General features: G+C 60.0%; 13 protein-coding genes. 8 read left to right on the top strand and 5 right to left on the bottom strand.

All coding sequences use genetic code 11. From position 1 onward, the window contains the following. Positions 1–131: 131 nt before the first annotated feature. The 3 genes from RA164_RS14755 (at position 132) to RA164_RS14745 (ending at position 3,179) form a co-directional block, all read left to right on the top strand. On the top strand, positions 132–920 hold the full coding sequence (locus tag RA164_RS14755) for a GNAT family N-acetyltransferase (protein WP_329741594.1): 789 nt from the start codon (positions 132–134) through the stop codon (positions 918–920). Between the two features lie 240 nt (positions 921–1,160). Further along, the gene (gene rffA / locus RA164_RS14750) at positions 1,161–2,336 is read left to right on the top strand and encodes a dTDP-4-amino-4,6-dideoxygalactose transaminase (RefSeq protein ID WP_329741593.1); all 1,176 of its coding nucleotides are present in this window, start codon (positions 1,161–1,163) and stop codon (positions 2,334–2,336) included. Positions 2,337–2,387: 51 nt separating this feature from the next. Further along, positions 2,388–3,179 carry an SURF1 family protein gene (locus RA164_RS14745; protein WP_329741592.1) on the top strand — a complete coding sequence of 264 codons (792 nt, stop codon included), beginning with the start codon at positions 2,388–2,390 and terminating at the stop codon, positions 3,177–3,179. Positions 3,180–3,203: 24 nt separating this feature from the next. Here the strand turns inward: RA164_RS14745 and RA164_RS14740 are convergent, their stop codons facing one another. Genes RA164_RS14740 through rfbB form a run of 5 tightly spaced genes read right to left on the bottom strand, consistent with a single transcriptional unit; the run spans position 3,204 to position 8,043 of the window. After that, on the bottom strand, positions 3,204–4,616 hold the full coding sequence (locus RA164_RS14740) for a mannose-1-phosphate guanylyltransferase/mannose-6-phosphate isomerase (protein ID WP_329741591.1): 1,413 nt from the start codon (positions 4,614–4,616) through the stop codon (positions 3,204–3,206). Positions 4,617–4,620: 4 nt separating this feature from the next. After that, the gene (gene rfbD / locus RA164_RS14735; protein ID WP_329741590.1) at positions 4,621–5,556 is read right to left on the bottom strand and encodes a dTDP-4-dehydrorhamnose reductase; all 936 of its coding nucleotides are present in this window, start codon (positions 5,554–5,556) and stop codon (positions 4,621–4,623) included. Next, entirely contained in the window at positions 5,553–6,110 is a 558-nt protein-coding gene (gene rfbC, locus RA164_RS14730; protein ID WP_329741589.1) for a dTDP-4-dehydrorhamnose 3,5-epimerase, read from the bottom strand. Before rfbC ends, rfbD begins: the two co-directional genes overlap by 4 nt. Then, entirely contained in the window at positions 6,107–6,997 is an 891-nt protein-coding gene (rfbA, locus tag RA164_RS14725; RefSeq protein ID WP_329741588.1) for a glucose-1-phosphate thymidylyltransferase RfbA, read from the bottom strand. Before rfbA ends, rfbC begins: the two co-directional genes overlap by 4 nt. Then, positions 6,994–8,043, bottom strand: a complete 1,050-nt coding sequence (rfbB, locus tag RA164_RS14720) for a dTDP-glucose 4,6-dehydratase (protein ID WP_329741587.1) — start codon at positions 8,041–8,043, stop codon at positions 6,994–6,996. The genes rfbA and rfbB overlap by 4 nt, the downstream gene beginning before the upstream one ends. A gap of 178 nt (positions 8,044–8,221) precedes the next feature. Between rfbB and RA164_RS14715 the strand changes: the two genes are divergently transcribed. The 5 genes from RA164_RS14715 to RA164_RS14695 all read left to right on the top strand — a co-directional run bounded on the left by RA164_RS14715 (position 8,222) and on the right by RA164_RS14695 (position 16,974). After that, positions 8,222–9,391, top strand: a complete 1,170-nt coding sequence (locus RA164_RS14715; protein ID WP_329741586.1) for a trans-sulfuration enzyme family protein — start codon at positions 8,222–8,224, stop codon at positions 9,389–9,391. 197 nt (positions 9,392–9,588) lie between these two features. Continuing rightward, positions 9,589–10,383: an ABC transporter permease gene (locus tag RA164_RS14710; RefSeq protein WP_329741585.1), complete on the top strand. Its 795-nt coding sequence runs from the start codon at positions 9,589–9,591 to the stop codon at positions 10,381–10,383. Next, positions 10,383–11,612, top strand: coding sequence for an ABC transporter ATP-binding protein (locus RA164_RS14705; RefSeq protein WP_329741584.1), 1,230 nt, complete (start codon positions 10,383–10,385; stop codon positions 11,610–11,612). Before RA164_RS14710 ends, RA164_RS14705 begins: the two co-directional genes overlap by 1 nt. Next, a complete protein-coding gene (locus RA164_RS14700) occupies positions 11,609–13,222 on the top strand; it encodes an FkbM family methyltransferase (RefSeq protein ID WP_329741583.1) in 1,614 nt (537 codons plus the stop codon). Before RA164_RS14705 ends, RA164_RS14700 begins: the two co-directional genes overlap by 4 nt. Beyond that, positions 13,222–16,974: a glycosyltransferase family 4 protein gene (locus RA164_RS14695; RefSeq protein WP_329741582.1), complete on the top strand. Its 3,753-nt coding sequence runs from the start codon at positions 13,222–13,224 to the stop codon at positions 16,972–16,974. The genes RA164_RS14700 and RA164_RS14695 overlap by 1 nt, the downstream gene beginning before the upstream one ends. Positions 16,975–17,049: the final 75 nt, after the last annotated feature.

The raw sequence follows: 17,049 nt of genomic DNA, 5'->3' as shown, positions 1-17,049 counted from the left end.
ATAAAGCCTCGTGTTTGCCGATACCGGACGCGAGGGCCGCTACGGCCGTACCATGCGTCGAGGCGGGAAGTATCGACGGCCATGGGTGCGACTGATACGGCGTCCGTTACACGCTTCGGCAAGGAAATGGCATGTTGTCTTACGCACCACTCGAATCGAATCGTTTCGGCCTGAAAACCTTGCGGGGAACCATCGAAGGTGCGCTGGATTGCAAGGCGCTGGCCGGAGCCTTGATCGAACACCGTGCCGATCTTGCGATCATCCGGCTTCCGGCCAGGCACTCGCATGAGATTCACGGTCTGTATCCACTGGGCCTGCATCCTATTCATGCCGACACGCTGGTCACCTATCACTGTGACCTTGCTGCATGCGCATCGGGACCCACGCGGGAAGGGAGGAGTCAAATCCGGTTGGCGGAGCGAAGCGATGTAGACGGCATATCCGAGCTGATACGCCATGCCTTCGACAATTATGCCAACCACTATCATTCGAACCCGGTACTGAGCCCTGAAAGCATCCTGGCCGGGTATGAGGAATGGGCGCTCGGGCATTTGTCGGATCCGGACAAGGTCGTATGGATCGCTGTGCAGGACGGTCGTGTCGCCGGCATATCCTGCAGTGCATACGATCAGTCACGGGGAACCTGTGATTACGTTCTGGCCGGCGTGCATCCGGACTTCAGCGGGGCCGGCATCTATACCGAGCTCATCCGCTACAACCAGCGCTACTTTTGCGAACGTGGATTCAAGACACTGCGGATGTCTACCCAGGTTTCGAACCTGACATCGCAGCATGTGATGGTGCGCACGGGTTTCGTGCTCGCGCATGCATTCGATACCTACCATATCAATGCGATGTTTCTGCGTGACCCCGAGCGCATGGATGCCGTCAGGAAGGCATGCGAGATGACGTCTGACTGAGGCGGGTTCGCCAGCCGCTGCGGCAGCAATTAGGTCAACCCGTTGCATGACAAGCGAACACGGCATATCCGTTACGGCAGCCATCGTGGCTATCATGGCTGCCACCGCGGCCTGCCTCTATCCGTGGCCTTCCTGCCCGCGATGCCGGACGGAACCTGCTTTCGGCGGTTGCCGGTGCGGTATGAGCACAGGGCGTCGCGGCAGGCGCGTGAAAAGTCCAGACGGTGGAGCACGGGCACGATGAATGACACGCACATTCCCTTCAACCGGCCACACATGACGGGAAAGGAGCTGCACTACATCGCCGAGGCACATGCCGGTGGCCGGTTGGCTGGCGATGGACCGTTCACCCGACGCTGCCATGGCTGGCTGGAAGCGCGTAGCGGTTCGGCCAGGGCGCTGCTCACGCACTCGTGCACCGCGGCGCTTGAGATGGCAGCCTTGCTGCTTCAGATCCAGCCAGGTGACGAGATCATCATGCCGTCGTACACCTTCGTGTCGACCGCGAATGCCTTCGTCTTGCGCGGGGGCGTGCCGGTGTTCGTCGACATCCGCGAGGACACGCTGAACCTGGACGAGCGGCTGATCGAGGCGGCTATCACGCCGCGCACGCGGGCGATCGTTCCGGTGCATTACGCCGGGGTGGCCTGCGAGATGGACAGCATCATGGAAGTTGCCCGGCGTCATCACCTGAAGGTGGTGGAAGACGCTGCGCAGGGTCTGATGGCGACCTACAAGGGGCGTGCGCTGGGCGGGATCGGCGATTTCGGTGCCTACAGCTTCCATGAGACCAAGAACGTGATCTCCGGCGAGGGTGGCGCACTACTCGTCGCCGACCCTACGCAGGCGTTGAATGCCGAGATCATCCGTGAGAAAGGTACCGACCGCAGCCGGTTCTTCCGCGGTGAAGTCGACAAGTACACTTGGCAGTCCATGGGTTCCTCGTTCCTGCCGGGCGAACTCACGGCGGCGTTCCTTTGGGCGCAGCTCGAGGAGGCGGATAGGATCACGCGCGCCCGCCTGGCGCTCTGGGATCGCTATCACCGGATGCTGGAGCCACTGGAGGCTACGGGCGTGCTGCGGCGTCCCATCGTGCCGGACGACTGCCAGCACAACGGCCATTTGTATTACGTGCTGCTTGCGCCAGGTATCGATCGGCAACCTGTACTGGACAGGCTCCGTGAGAACGACATCCAGGCAGTGTTCCATTATGTGCCGTTGCACACTTCGCCGGCCGGTATGCGGCATGGCCGCGTGCACGGTTCGCTGGACGTGACGGAGCGACATTCGGAGCAGCTGATCCGCTTGCCGCTGTGGGTGGACATGACGGCCGGGCAGCAGGAGCGTGTAGTCGAGGTGCTCACGGCCGCCGCGGGTACTGCACGCCAGAGGGTAAGGATCTCCGGTGGCGTATGACGTCTTCCGGTTTTCGACCGTCAACCATGATCAGCAACTGGGAATTCCGTGATGCCTGAAGCGCGTCAACCCTCCGACGAAGCCGAGCGTGCCCCGCATGGACCTTTGGCGCTGGTGTGCATGGCGTTGCTGGGTCTGGTGCTGTTCGGCGGCTTCATTGCGCTGGGTACCTGGCAGGTGCACCGGCTGGCGTGGAAGCGGGCGCTGATCGCGCGTGTCGACTCGCGCGTGCACGCGCCGCCCGTTGCCGCACCGGGACCGGACCAGTGGCCCAAGGTGACCGTCGCGGCCGATGAATACCTGCACGTGCGGCTTTCCGGCGTCTACATGAGCAACCGCCAGGTGCGGGTATGGACGGCTACCGACATGGGCAGCGGCAACTGGATCGTCACGCCGCTGAAAATGGACGACGGCGCGATCGTACTGGTCAACCGGGGCTTCGCGCCGCAGGACTGGTGCACGCTGGACGGCCGCTGTCCGCCGGCGCCGGTCGGGCGGGTGACCATCACCGGGCTGGTGCGCATGAGCGAGCCGTCCGGCCTGTTCCGTCACAACGATCCAAAGCACGACACCTGGTACACGCGCGACGTGCCGGCGATCGCACGTGCACGCGGGCTGCACGATGTGGCGCCCTACTTCGTGGACGAGGATGCCGCACCGGCCGCGAGCGGGCCGCCGGCCTGGCCGGTGGGCGGGATGACGGTGATCCATTTCCCGAACCACCACCTGAACTACCTGATCACCTGGTACCTGCTGGCACTGATGGTGCTGGGCGCTGCGGTCTACGTGGCGCGGGACGAATACCGGCTGCGCCGTCGGCGTCGCCAGGCAGCTGCGCGCTAGCCTGGCGACGGGGTTCTACCGGCTTCAGGCCCGGCCGTAGACGTCGTCGTAGCGGACGATGTCGTCTTCGCCCAGGTAGCTGCCGGACTGCACTTCGATCAGCTCCACCGGCACTTTGCCGGGATTGCGCAGGCGGTGGGTACTGCCCAGCGGGATATAGGTGCTCTGGTTCTCGCCCAGCAGGAATACCTTGTCGCCGCAGGTGACTTCGGCGGTGCCGGAAACCACGATCCAGTGTTCGGCGCGATGGTGGTGCATCTGCAGGCTGAGGCTGGCGCCGGGCTTCACCACGATGCGTTTCACCTGGAAGCGTTCGCCGGCTTCCAGCGAGTCGTAGCTGCCCCAGGGGCGGTGCACCACGCGGTGGAACGAGTGTTCGCTGCGGCCGCCGGCCTTCAGCTGGTCGACGATCTTCTTCACGTCCTGGGCGGCATCGCGGTGTGCGACCAGGGTGGCGTCCGGCGTGGTGACCACCACCAGGTCATCCACGCCCACGGTGGCGATCAGGTGGCGGTCATGCGAGCGCAGCAGCGAGCGCTGTGTGTTCACCGTCAGCGTGTCGCCTTCGCGTAGGTTGCCGTCGGCGTCGTGTTCGCCAGCCAGCCACAGGGCCGACCATGAGCCGATGTCGCTCCAGCCGCAGCTGACCGGGATCACCGCGGCGTGCGCGGTTTTTTCCATCACCGCGTAGTCGATGGAGTCTTCCGGCACCCTGGCGAAGTCGTCCTTGCCGATGCGCACGAAGTCGAGGTCGGACTGCGCTGCAGCGTGCGCTTCGCGGACCGCTGCCAGCATGTCGGGTGCGTGCTGGCCCAGTTCTTCGAGATAGCGGGCGGCCTTGAACAGGAACATGCCCGAGTTCCAGTCGTAATCGCCGTCCTTGAGGTAGCCCTCGGCGGTGGCCAGATCGGGCTTTTCGACGAAGCGCTCGACCTGGAACGCACCAGCGTCGAGCGCCTTGCCCCGACGGATGTAGCCGAAGCCGGTCTCGGCCCGGTCGGGGCGGATGCCGAAGGTCACCAGCCAGCCCTGCGACGCCACCGGTATCGCATCGCACACGGCGGCAACGAAGGTGCCCGTGTCGCCGATCAGATGGTCGGCCGGCAGTACCAGAAGAAGCGCGTCCGGATCACGCTTCAGCGCTTCCAGTGCACCAAGCGCGATCGCCGGCGCGGTGTTGCGCGCCAGCGGTTCCAGCACGATGGTGCTCTTCTCGACACCGGTCTCGCGCAGTTGCTCGGCGGCGAGGAAGCGGTGATCTTCGCTGGCAACCACGATCGGCGCGCCCACGTCGGGGAGCTCACGGGTACGCGCGATGGTCTGCTGGAACAACGTGCCGTTGCCGGCGAGCGACAGGAACTGCTTGGGCAGGTTCTTGCGCGATACCGGCCACAGGCGGGTGCCGCTGCCGCCACTGAGAATCAGAGGGATGAGCATTGTTTCAAGGGTCCTTCGAGAAAAGTACTGGGATAACGTCGTCCAATGCGGTATGCCAATCGGGCAAAGCATAGCCGAACATGGGTTCGAAGCCGGTGTTGTCCAGTACGGACCATGCTGGCCGCCGGGCCGGCGTGGGGTATTCCGTACTGGTGATGGCAGTGACCGTCGGTGCCCGCGGCAGCAGGCCGTGGGTCAGGCTGGCATCGAAGATAGCTTCGGCGAATCCGTGCCAGCTGGTGTGCCCGCTGGCAACCAGGTGGTGGATGCCGGTGAGCGTGATACGGCGTGCCGCATCGGCTGCGTTCCAGGTGCCGAGTGCCGCCAGCGTGCCCGCCACGATCACCGACGTAGGCGTAGGTGCGCCGATCTGGTCGGCAACCACACGAAGTTCGTCGCGTTCGGCACCGACGCGGAGCATGGTGCGCAGGAAGTTGTGTCCGTGCGGTGCATACACCCAGGCCGTGCGGAAGGTAAGGTGCGCGGCACCACTGGCCGTCAAGGCCTGCTCGCCTGCCAGTTTGCTGCGCCCGTACGCGCCCAGCGGCGCGGTGGGGGCATTGACCGGATACGGCGAGCTGGCGCTGCCGTCGAACACGTAGTCGGTGGAGTAATGCACCACCAGGGCGCCATGCGCGGCGGCCCAGCGGCCCAGTTCAGCCACGGCCGCGCCGTTGACCCGGGTGGCTAGCGTCTCTTCCTGCTCGGCCTTGTCCACGGCGGTATAGGCGGCGGCGTTGACGATCATCCGTGGCTGGACCCGGTCGAGCAGGCTGCGCAGCGACTCCGGCGAAGCCATGTCGACGGTCTCGGCCGGGCCATCGTCGAAGCGGCGGCCGTCGCGACAGGCCGCGACCAGATTGTCGCGCGAGGCCAGGCCGCCATCCTCGATAAAGCTTCGACCGAGCTGGCCATTGGCGCCAAGCAGAAGAATTGTCATGGCGCGTAGGTCGGCAGCCGTTCGGCAGGTACCTCGGCAAGCAACGGTGTCTTGGTGTCCTTGTCCGAGAGCAGTGGGTCGGTCACCGGCCAGTTGATGGCCAGGGCGGCATCGTTCCAGCGGACGCCGGCATCGGCCTTCGGGTCGTACAGTGCCGTGCACTGATAGCTGAAGGTGGCGAACTCGGAAACCACGCAGAAGCCATGCGCGAAACCTTCCGGTATCCACAGGTGGCGGTGGTTGTCGGCGGTGAGCATGACGCCGACCGACTTGCCGAAGGTCGGCGAGCCGTGGCGGATGTCCACTGCCACGTCGAACACCTCGCCCTCCAGCACGCTGACCAGCTTGCCCTGCGGGTTGGGCCACTGGTAGTGCAGCCCGCGCAATACGCCACGTGCAGAGCGCGACACATTGGTCTGGACGAAACGGACATCGAGGCCGGCATCGCGGAATCTGGCCGCGTTATGGCTTTCATAGAAAAAACCGCGATCATCGCCGAACACCTGCGGTTCGATGACCAGGACGTCAGGCAGGTCGGTTGGAATGACTTTCATCGCACGACACCTTGACCGGCAAGTCGCTGCAGGTACTGGCCGTAGCTGGTCTTCACCAGCGGAGCAGCCAGGCGAAGCACCTGCTCGGCGTCGATCCAGCCGTTGAGGTAGGCGATCTCCTCCGGGCAGCAGACCTTCAGGCCCTGGCGGTTTTCGATGGTTTCGATGTAGTTGCCCGCTTCCATCAGCGACTCGTGGGTGCCGGTATCCAGCCAGGCAAAACCACGCCCGAGCTGCTCCAGATGCAGCGAGTCGTCGTCGAGGTAGCAGCGGTTGAGGTCGGTGATCTCCAGCTCACCACGCGGCGAAGGCTTCAGTGCGGCGGCGTAGTCGCACACCCGGGCGTCGTAGAAATACAGCCCGGTGACCGCATAGTGGGACTTCGGTTTGGCGGGCTTTTCTTCCAGTCCGACCACCTTGCCGGTGGCGTCGAACTCGGCCACGCCGTAGCGCTCCGGATCGCGCACCCAGTAGCCGAACACGGTAGCGCCGTGCTCCCGCGAGGCGGCGCGCTTCAGCCGCTCGGTGAGGCCGTGGCCGTAGAAAATGTTGTCGCCCAGCACCAGACAGCTCGGCTGGCCGGCCACGAATTCGCGACCGATCAGGAAGGCCTGCGCCAGGCCGTCCGGCGAAGGCTGTACCGCATAGCGGATGTTCAGGCCCCACTGCGAGCCGTCGCCCAGCAGGCGCTGGAACAGGGCCTGCTCGTGTGGCGTGTTGATGATCAGCACGTCGCGGATGCCGGCCAGCATCAGCGTGGCCAGCGGGTAGTAGATCATCGGCTTGTCGTACACCGGCAGCAGCTGCTTGCTCACCGCCTGGGTGATCGGATACAGCCGTGTGCCGGATCCGCCGGCAAGAATGATGCCTTTGCGTGTCGTGGTCATTGGCCCAGTCGCTCCATCCGGTAGCTGCCGTCGAGCACGCGCTGGATCCACGGCTGGTGATCGAGATACCAGTCCACCGTCTGCGCGATGCCGCTCTCGAAGGTCTGCGAGGGCCGCCAGCCCAGTTCGCGCTGCAGCTTCGACGAATCGATAGCGTAGCGGCGGTCGTGGCCCGGGCGGTCCTTCACGAAGGTGATCAGCGACTCGCGGGCACGGCCATCGGCCAGCGGCTTGCGCTGGTCCAGCAGTGCGCAGATGGCCTTCACCACGGTGATGTTCTCGCGTTCGGCATTGCCGCCCACATTGTAGGTTTCGCCCACTTCGCCGGCCTCGAGCACGCGGCGGATGGCGCTGCAGTGATCGCCCACGAACAACCAGTCGCGGATATTCATGCCGTCGCCGTAGACGGGCAGCGGTTCGCCTGCCAGCGCCTTCTGGATGACCAGCGGAATCAGCTTCTCGGGAAACTGGTAGGGGCCGTAGTTGTTCGAGCAGTTGGTGGTGAGCGTGGGCAGGCCGTAGGTGTGGTGGAAGGCGCGCACAAGGTGGTCCGAAGCGGCCTTGGAGGCCGAATACGGTGAGTTGGGCGCGTACGGCGTGGTTTCGGTGAACTTGCCGTCCGCACCCAGTGAGCCATACACCTCGTCGGTGGACACATGCAGGACGCGGAAGTCGTCGCGGGTGTCGTCTTCCAGACCGCGCCAGTAGTCACGTGCGCACTCGAGCAGGCCCAGCGTGCCGACCACATTGGTCTGCACGAATTCGGCGGGGCCGTCGATCGAGCGATCGACATGTGATTCAGCGGCGAAATTGACGATGGCGTCGGGGCGGTGCTCGTTCAGCAACCGGGCGACCAGTGCGCGGTCACCGATGTCGCCCTGCACGAATATGTGACGTTCGTCACCATCCAGTTGCGTCAGCGTGTCGAGGTTGCCCGCGTAGGTCAGCTTGTCGAGGTTGATGACGCGCAATCCGTCGGCGACAGCCTGCAGCACGAAATTGGCGCCGATGAAGCCGGCGCCGCCGGTGACGAAAAGTGTTTTCATAAGCACAATTTCAGCCGCCACACAAAAGCAGGTCGGCATTGTGGCATGGCCCGATGACGCGCCCAAGCCAGTTCCCGGCGTGGGTTAAGGCCGCGTGTGGATTTCCCGGCTAGAATGGCGGATCGACTGGACGACTCTGTGTCCGCTCCAGTCTCCCTGCGGCCATATGATCCCTGTCATGACCAAGAAATCCGCTGTTGCGAACTTTGGGCTCGGTACCCGTGCCATCCATGCTGGCCAGCAACCCGACCCCAGCACCGGCGCCATCATGACGCCGATTTACGCCACCTCCACGTACGTGCAGGAAAGCCCTGGCAAGCACAAGGGCTACGAATACTCGCGCACGCAGAACCCGACGCGCATGGCCTACGAGCGTTGCGTGGCCGACTTGGAAGGTGGCGTGGCCGGTTTCGCGTTCGGCTCCGGCCTGGCTGCGGCAGCCACGGTGCTGGACCTGCTCGATTCGGGCAGTCACGTGATCGCCATGGACGACCTGTACGGCGGTACCTACCGCCTGTTCGAACGGGTGCGTCGCCGCTCGGCCGGCCTGGATTTCAGCTTTGTCGACCTCAACGACAACAAGGCCCTGAAGGCGGCGCTGAAGCCCACTACCCGGATGATCTGGGCCGAGACCCCGACCAACCCCATGCTGAAGCTGGTCGACCTGGCCAAGGTTGCCGCATTTGCGAAAAAGCATGGCCTGATCCTGGTCGTCGACAACACCTTCTGTTCGCCGATGGTGCAGCGCCCGCTGGAATTCGGTGCCGACCTGGTGCTGCATTCGGCCACCAAGTACCTCAACGGTCACTCGGACATGGTGGGTGGCATCGTGGTAGCGGGCAACAAGGAACTGGCCGAACAGATGGCCTTCCTGCAGAACTCGGTCGGTGCCATCGCCGGTCCTTTCGATGCCTTCCTGGCCATGCGTGGCCTGAAGACACTGCACCTGCGCATGCGCGAGCACTGCGCCAGCGCACTGGAATTGGCCAAGTGGCTGGAAAAGCACGAAGCGGTGGAGCGCGTGATCTACCCCGGGCTTAAGTCGCACCCGCAGCATGCCCTGGCACGCCGCCAGATGGACGGCTTCGGCGGCATCATCAGCATCGAGGTGAAAGGTGGCCTTAAGCGAGCCTGCCGTATGCTGGAAGGCTGCCATCTGTTTTCGCTGGCCGAATCGTTGGGCGGTGTCGAAAGCCTGATCGAGCATCCTGCGATCATGACGCACGCGTCGGTGCCGACGGCTATGCGCAAGCGGCTGGGCATTAGTGACGGGTTGGTGCGGCTTTCGGTGGGTGTAGAAGATGTTGCGGATCTGAAGTGTGAGCTGGAAGTTGCTCTAGGGAACTAAATGCCTAGTCGAGAAGCCGCGACCTAAACTGATTAGGGAAACATCAAAGCATGGAATCTTTAAATGGCGCAGTTAAATTAGTGTATTTGCTAATCTGCATCTAGTGTGGGCGCGGGAGTGGTCTCTCTGATGCGGCCGAGGCATGATCTCGACTGCGGTCGGACGGAGTTTAAATATGGCTGCGGTGGAATAAATCTATGAAAGCAATGTTCGGCACTCTATGGCGTTATCGAGCGTTTGTGATGGGTAGTGTCAAGCGCGAGTTTCAAAACAAGTATAGAAATTCCATGCTCGGTGCGGCCTGGGTCGTGTTGAATCCGCTGGCGATGATCTTGGTTTATACCCTGGTACTTGCTGGGATCATGCACGCTAGGTTGTCTGGGGCTACTGGTCGTTTTGCCTATAGCGTATATCTTTGCGCTGGTGTTCTGCCGTGGGGATTGTTTACTGAGTTGTCCGGGCGCATGCAGAATGTATTTATAGATAATGCAAATCTAATTAAGAAGTTAAGCTTTCCAAGGCTTTGTCTTCCAATTATTGTGACATTGAGTTCACTAATAAATTTTGCAATTATATTTGGTCTTTTTCTTGCCTTTCTTCTAGTGTCGGGTCACTTTCCGGGGTTTGCATTCTTTGGAATGTTTCCTCTGCTTGCTATTGAGTTGCTTTTTTCGATTGGCCTCGGTGTTGTTATTGGTGTTCTCAATGTCTTTTTCAGGGATGTTGGTCAGTTCTATGGAATCGTTCTACAATTTTGGTTCTGGTTGACGCCGATTGTATATGTCAGCAATATTCTTCCGGCTTCGATGAAACGCTTTGAACTACTGAACCCAATGGCCGTTCTGATTGAAGGTTATCAGCAGGTATTTCTTCGTTCTGTTTGGCCGAGCTGGGCGCACTTGTGGCCAATAGCTGCATTTTCGTTGGCACTTTGTGCGCTGGGTCTTTATCTGTTCCGGCGTCATGTCGGCGAAATGGTGGATGAACTCTGATGAGTACTATTTCCGTCAGCAAAGTGGGTAAGGCGTACCGGCAGTACCCGTCGCTCTGGGCGCGCTTCATGGAATGGGTATCGCTGACCCAAAAGGCGCATCACATAAAAAAATGGGTGCTGGAGGATATTAGTTTCACAGTCCAGCCTGGCGACGCCATCGGCATCGTTGGCCTGAATGGTGCCGGCAAGAGTACGCTGCTCAAGATCATCACCGGGACCGTGCAGCCGACCACCGGCTCAGTGCACCTGCAGGGCCGGGTGGCGGCGCTGCTCGAACTTGGGATGGGCTTCCATCCGGATTTTACCGGGCGCCAGAACGCGATCATGGCGGGGCAGCTTCTGGGCTATACGCCGGAGGAGCTCGTTCGGCTGATGCCGGAGATCGAGGCCTTTGCCGAGATTGGCGATTACATCGACCAACCGGTACGCGTGTATTCCAGTGGCATGCAGATGCGTCTTGCGTTCAGTGTGGCCACTGCGATCCGGCCGGATATCCTGATTGTTGATGAGGCGTTGTCGGTCGGCGATACCTATTTCCAGCACAAGAGCTTTGCGCGGATTCGTGAATACCGCGAATTGGGCACCACGCTGCTGATTGTGTCGCACAGCAAGGACGCCATCCAGGCCGTGTGCGACAGGGCGATCCTGCTGATGGCCGGTAAACTGGCCATGGAGGGCTCGCCCGAAGCCGTCATGGATTACTACAACGCCATGCTTGCCGAGAATGCGAACGAGGGGCAGACGGTTCGCCAGGTCGAGCACGAGAGTGGCAAGGTCCAGACCATCTCCGGTACCGGAGATGCGACGGTCACCGATATCGCCATGCTCGATACCGATGGGCGACGCCTCGAGGTGGTGGATGTGGGGCAGCGCGTCAAACTGATGGTCGAGGTCGAGTGTCGTGAAGACCTGGAAAAGCTGGTGCTGGGTTATGGCATCAAGGACCGCCTTGGTCAGGTGGTGTACGGCACCAACACCCACCTGAAGAATTGTGTGCTGACGAATGTCCGGGCGGGAAGCAGGATTCGTTTCGAATTTGCTTTTCCTGCCAACCTGGGGCCGGGGACTTATTCGGTGCAGACTGCACTGACGGACCGGGATGTACACACAGTAAACAATTATGAATGGCGCGATCTCGCGCTGGTATTCAATGTCATCAATATACGAAAGCCGCATTTTACGGGCATGGCGTGGATTGACCCTGAAATCACGATCAGCACTCTATGAGCTTTACTTCCTACGCCCAGAATTTCGAGGACCTTATGCTCTGGCGGGCACTGGGGGATGTACAGGATGGACACTATCTTGACATCGGCGCTCAGGATCCAGTCGAATTCTCAGTCAGTATGGCGTTCTACGAACGCGGCTGGCGTGGCATTCATGTTGAGCCCAATCTCGACTATGCAGAAAAGCTGCGGCAGGCACGCCCGGGGGATGCTGTGCTCGAGGTGGCGCTTGGTAAGAAAAGTGGCGTCATCGAGTTTTTCGATATCGAGGGTACCGGGCTTTCGACGTTGCAGCCGCAGATCGCTGACCGGCATAAGTTGGCCGGTCTTGGGGTGGTATCTCGTCTGGTGCCGATGCTTACACTCGATGAAGTGCTGGCGCGCTTTCACGACGAACCGTTGCATTGGCTGAAAATTGATGTCGAAGGTGCCGAAAAACTAGTCCTTGAGGGATGGCAGAAGGCGTCAGTGCGTCCTTGGGTTGTAGTAGTAGAAAGCACTCTGCCAATGAATCCCATGGAGAGGGATCAACGAATAAAGCCGCGGGAGAATCATTCGGAGTGGGAGTCCTTGCTGACTAGTAAGGGGTATCTGTTCGCCTATTTCGATGGGCTTAATCGGTTTTATGTGGCCGAGGAGCACGCGGAATTGCTCGAAGCTTTCCAGTACCCGCCTTGCGTCTTCGACGATTTCAAATTAGTGGGTACGCAGGGCCCATGTCATCATCTGACAGTGAGGGCAGCTGAACTTGAGAATCAGGCACGGGAGATCGACGCCAGGGCCCGTTTTCTTGATTCCGAGAACGAGCGTCGAGAGCTTGCGCTGATTGACCACAGACATGCATTGGGTGAGCTTCGGCAGCAGATCGACCTTGAGGTTGCTGAGAGTGTCAGGCTTCGTTCCGAGTACGCCAGATTGACGGAACAGGCGTCAGCGAATGAGGCCAAGTTGCGGGGGGAGTGTGCCCGGCAGGTCGCGCAGGCATCGGCCAACGAAGCGTGGGTGCGTGCCGAATGCGCCCGGCAGGCGGAACAGGCGTTGGCTAATGAGGCCAAGTTGCGGGAGGAGTGTGCCCGTCAGGTCGAACAGGCATCGGCCAACGAGGCTCGGTTGCGTGCCGAACAGTCCGAGGCATATGCCGAACGTGACCGTTGGCGGGTTGTGGCCGAAGACAGCGAAGCACGATTCGGGGCCATCCTCAGAAGTCGTTCCTGGCGTGTCACGCGACCGGTGCGCGGTGTGCACCGTCTGTTGCGCGGTGAATATGCGCTTGGGCGGCGCTCGTTTCGTGCCACGCTCAGACAACTCAAGCACCTGCTGCGTCCCCTCCTGCTAGCCTTGATGGGCACAGTGCTTGCGCGCCCGGTGTTGAGAGCCTGGTTTGTCCGGCAAACGAATCGCTGGCCACTCATGCATCGCCGCTTACGCGTGATAGCACTGAATGCCAAGCTGGTTGATGAGACGGATCCAATGACGACACCCTCATCCCATGCCGAGGAACATCAGTCACCCAATGGTGGCGGATTGAACTTGGATGCGACCCCCTTGCGCGTAAGAAAGATATACGCGCACTTGCAGCAGGTACAGCGATCCGCAGGAGGGCGGGATTGATGCGTATTGTCATCGACATGCAGGGTGCTCAGGGGGAGAGTCGCTTCCGGGGTATTGGACGCCATACGATGTCGTTCGTACAGGCGCTGGCGAAAAATCGAGGGGAGCATGAACTGATTCTGGTGCTTAGTGGCGCGTTCCCTGAAAGTGTTCGCATAATTAGTGATGCATTCCGTGATTTGTTGCCTGTTGGTGCTATTCGGGTCTGGAATGCCGCCATGCCGCTGTGCGCGATCCATGCAGAAAATGAAGCGCGTATCAAAGTTGCCGAGCGGATGCGAGAGGCTTTCATCGAAAGCCTTGGGCCGGATCTTGTGCACATTATCAGCTTGTTCGAAGGTTTTGGAGACGATGCTGTTGTTAGTGTTGGAACATTTGATGACTCGACACCAGTAAGTGTGGTGTTGCATGATCTGATTCCGCTCCTAAATCCATCCGCCTACCTAGATTCAAATCCCCGCTATGCTGATTATTACCGTAGAAGGATTGATTATCTGAGGCGCGCATCGTGCTATTTGGCTATTTCCGATTTCTCTCGCCAAGAGGCGATCAATGCACTCACACTAAGTTCATCGCATGTGACCAATATGCGGTCGGCGGTAGAGGGGCAGTTCCGATTACTCAAATTAGATAATGCTGCGTGTGCGTCGCTGAAGAGCAAATTCTGTATTTGGCGTCAGTTTGTGCTTTATGCCGGTGGCTGCGATCCAAGGAAGAATCTTCCTCGCTTGATCCGCGCCTACGCTGCTTTATCTGACGAGTTGCGTGCGAAGCATCAACTGGTCTTGGCGGGAAAAATGCCGGACGGCAATGTCGAGCAGTTGCGAGTAGAAGCGCAGAAAGCTGGGTTAAGTAAAGACGAGCTGATCTTTACGGGCTACGTTAGTGATGAAGAGCTGTTGTGGCTCTACAACGATGCCGTAATGTTCGTGTTTCCATCGCTGCACGAAGGCTTCGGGCTTCCGGCACTGGAGGCGATGGCATGCGGCACTCCGGTGATCGCCGCGAATACCAGCTCGCTGCCCGAGGTGGTTGGTTGGGATGCTGCGCTGTTCGATCCGAACGATCAGGCGGCAATGACCGGAAAAATGAGTGAGGTGCTCACGTCGCCGACATTTCGTCAGGCTTTGCGCAAGCATGGACTGGAACAGGCAAAGTTGTTCTCCTGGGACATCACCGCGCGACGGGCACTCGAGGCCTGGGAGCGTTGTATAGCGGGTTCTCAGCGGCCTACACACAGGCGTGGCCGGGGCAGGGGCGCCCTGATCGATGCATTGGGCGGCGAGTTAGGTGGCTGGACGGATTCGGCGCTGCTCGACCTGGCCTGGAAACTTGCCCAGAACGAGACGAACGGTATCAGGCGTCAGTTGCTGGTGGATGTTTCCGAGCTATGTCAGCACGACGCTGCCACCGGGGTGCAGCGTGTGGTACGCAGCTACCTGGCTGCGCTGCTGTCCAATCCACCGGCCGGTTATACGGTTGAGCCGGTCTATGCGACCCTGGAGCAGGGGTATCGCTATGCGCGACGTTTTACCGCGAAGCTTCTGGGCGAGGCGCCGGCGGAAGAAGACGACTGCATCATTGACTGGCAGCGTGGCGATATATTTTTCGGTTTGGACCTGCAGCACCATGTCCAGCTCAAACACGCGGACTTCTATCGACAACTGCGAGCCGATGGTGTAACGGTCAAGTTTCTTGTCTATGACCTGTTGCCGATTCAGTTTCCGGAACTATTTTCGTTAGGCGACCTAAGCGCATATCATGTTCGCCTGCTTGCCATGATTGCCGGTACAGATGGCGCGATATGTATATCTGAGGCTACCGCTTCGGCCTATGCTGATTGGTTGAAGAAAGAGAATGTGCCAACAGATTCTGCGTTTGCTTTGCAATGGAATCACATAGGTGGAGATCTCGCTGGCTCGCTTCCGTCTAGGGGATTGCCAGACGATGCTGACTCGGTTTTCGATAAATTGCGTGCGCGACCGAGTTTCCTCTGCGTTTCAACCCTGGAACCCCGCAAGTGCCAGCAACAGATCCTCGATGCTGTCGAGGCGCTTTGGGCTGATGGTGAAGACGTCAACTTGGTGTTGGTCGGCCAGTCCGGATGGAAGACGGAGGCGTTGGCCAAACGCATTGAAACTCATCCCGAGAATGGACATCGGCTGTTCTGGCTGCGGGGTATCAGTGACGAGTATCTTGAGCAGATCTATGCGTACAGTACGTGCCTGATCGCAGCCAGTCTGAACGAGGGCTTTGGCCTCTCGCTGGTCGAGGCGGCTAAGCATGGTCTTGCGATCGTGGCGCGCGATATTCCGGTTTTCCACGAAGTAGCTGGGGACCACGCTTACTATTTTCGTGGAGCTGATGCTCGGGAGTTGGCAGTCGCATTGACTGATTGGTTGGCCTTGTACCTTGCAGGAAAGCATCCACGTAGCAAGAATTTGCACTGGCTAAGCTGGAGCGAGAGTGCGGAGCATCTCAAGGACATATTGGTCGAGGGTGTGTGCTCACAACAGTTTCTCGTCGACGTCTCAGAACTAATCAAAAGAGATGTTGGAACAGGTATACAGCGTGTTGTGCGCAGCATTCTTGGAGAGTGGTTCAATAATCCGCCGCAGAATTACCGAGTGGAGCCTGTATATGCGTCAGTTGATGCGCAAGGTTATCGCTATGCGCGGAAGTTTACAGAGAAGTTCTTCGGGCATGGCGGGGCGCATATTGAAGATGCGCCAGTTGAGTTTGGCTCTGGTGATGTTTTTTTTGGCTTGGACCTTCAGCCGCTTGTGGTGTCCGCACATCGGAAGTACTTTGAAGAGATGATGGCTCAGGGTGTAACGGTAGGATTCCTGATCCACGATCTGCTTAGTGTAAGAATGCCGGAGCATTTTCCGGCAGGGGCAGAAGCCGGTTTTGCGGATTGGCTTGAAACAATTGCCGGCGCAAATACGGTTATCGCCGTTTCCAAAGCAGTGGCGCGTGACTTTAGCGACTGGCTTGACGAACGGCACCGGACTCAACATCCCCGCATCGGCTGGTCTCATAATGGAGCTGATATCCAGAGCTCATCGCCGAGTCGTGGCATGCCCGTGAGAGCCATTGAAATTCTGACTCTCCTACGTGAACGCCCGAGCCTACTCATGGTCGGCACCATTGAGCCACGCAAGGGGCATTCTGCAGTGCTCGATGCCTGCGATGCACTGTGGCGGCGTGGCGAGGCTTTCAATCTGGTCATTGTCGGCAAGCAGGGCTGGAAGAGCGATGAGCTGGCTGCGCGCTTGCGCAAGCACCCGGAGTTCGGCAGAAGGCTGCATTGGCTTGAAGGCATAAGCGACGAGTACCTGGAGCAGGTCTATGCCTCAAGCGCATGTCTGGTCGCCGCTTCGGAAGGGGAAGGCTTTGGCCTGCCATTGATCGAAGCCGCACAGCATGGCCTGCCGATACTGGCTCGCGATATCCCGGTATTCCGTGAGGTGGCACAGAACCATGCTACATACTTTCCTGAGCATGCCGACAGCGAGACCCTTGCAAGGTCCATTGAGGTTTGGCTTGAGGCCTACCGGCAAGGGCATCACGTTCGCTCGGAAGGGATGCAGCGTCTGACCTGGGCCGAGAGTGCTCAAAACCTGCTGGCGTTGCTGCTGGGCAACGGAGTGCCGCCAAGCGCGCAGGTAGCGTGGTTGGGGGAAAAGGGCGAGACTGCCGGAGAGGCCATCGAATGGGTGAATGTGGAGCCATCGGCGGTCAGTAAGTAAATATCGAACGCAGCATCGTGTTTATGGGACGCCGGACTACGGATAGTCATGGCCGTTGACATGATGGCGTACCAC

Origin of the sequence: Dyella sp. A6, from assembly GCF_036320485.1 — a bacterium.
Classification (GTDB): domain Bacteria; phylum Pseudomonadota; class Gammaproteobacteria; order Xanthomonadales; family Rhodanobacteraceae; genus Rhodanobacter_A; species Rhodanobacter_A aluminiiresistens.
The sequence above is the reverse complement of the archived record's forward strand: the minus strand, read 5'-3'. Positions and strand labels throughout refer to the sequence as shown.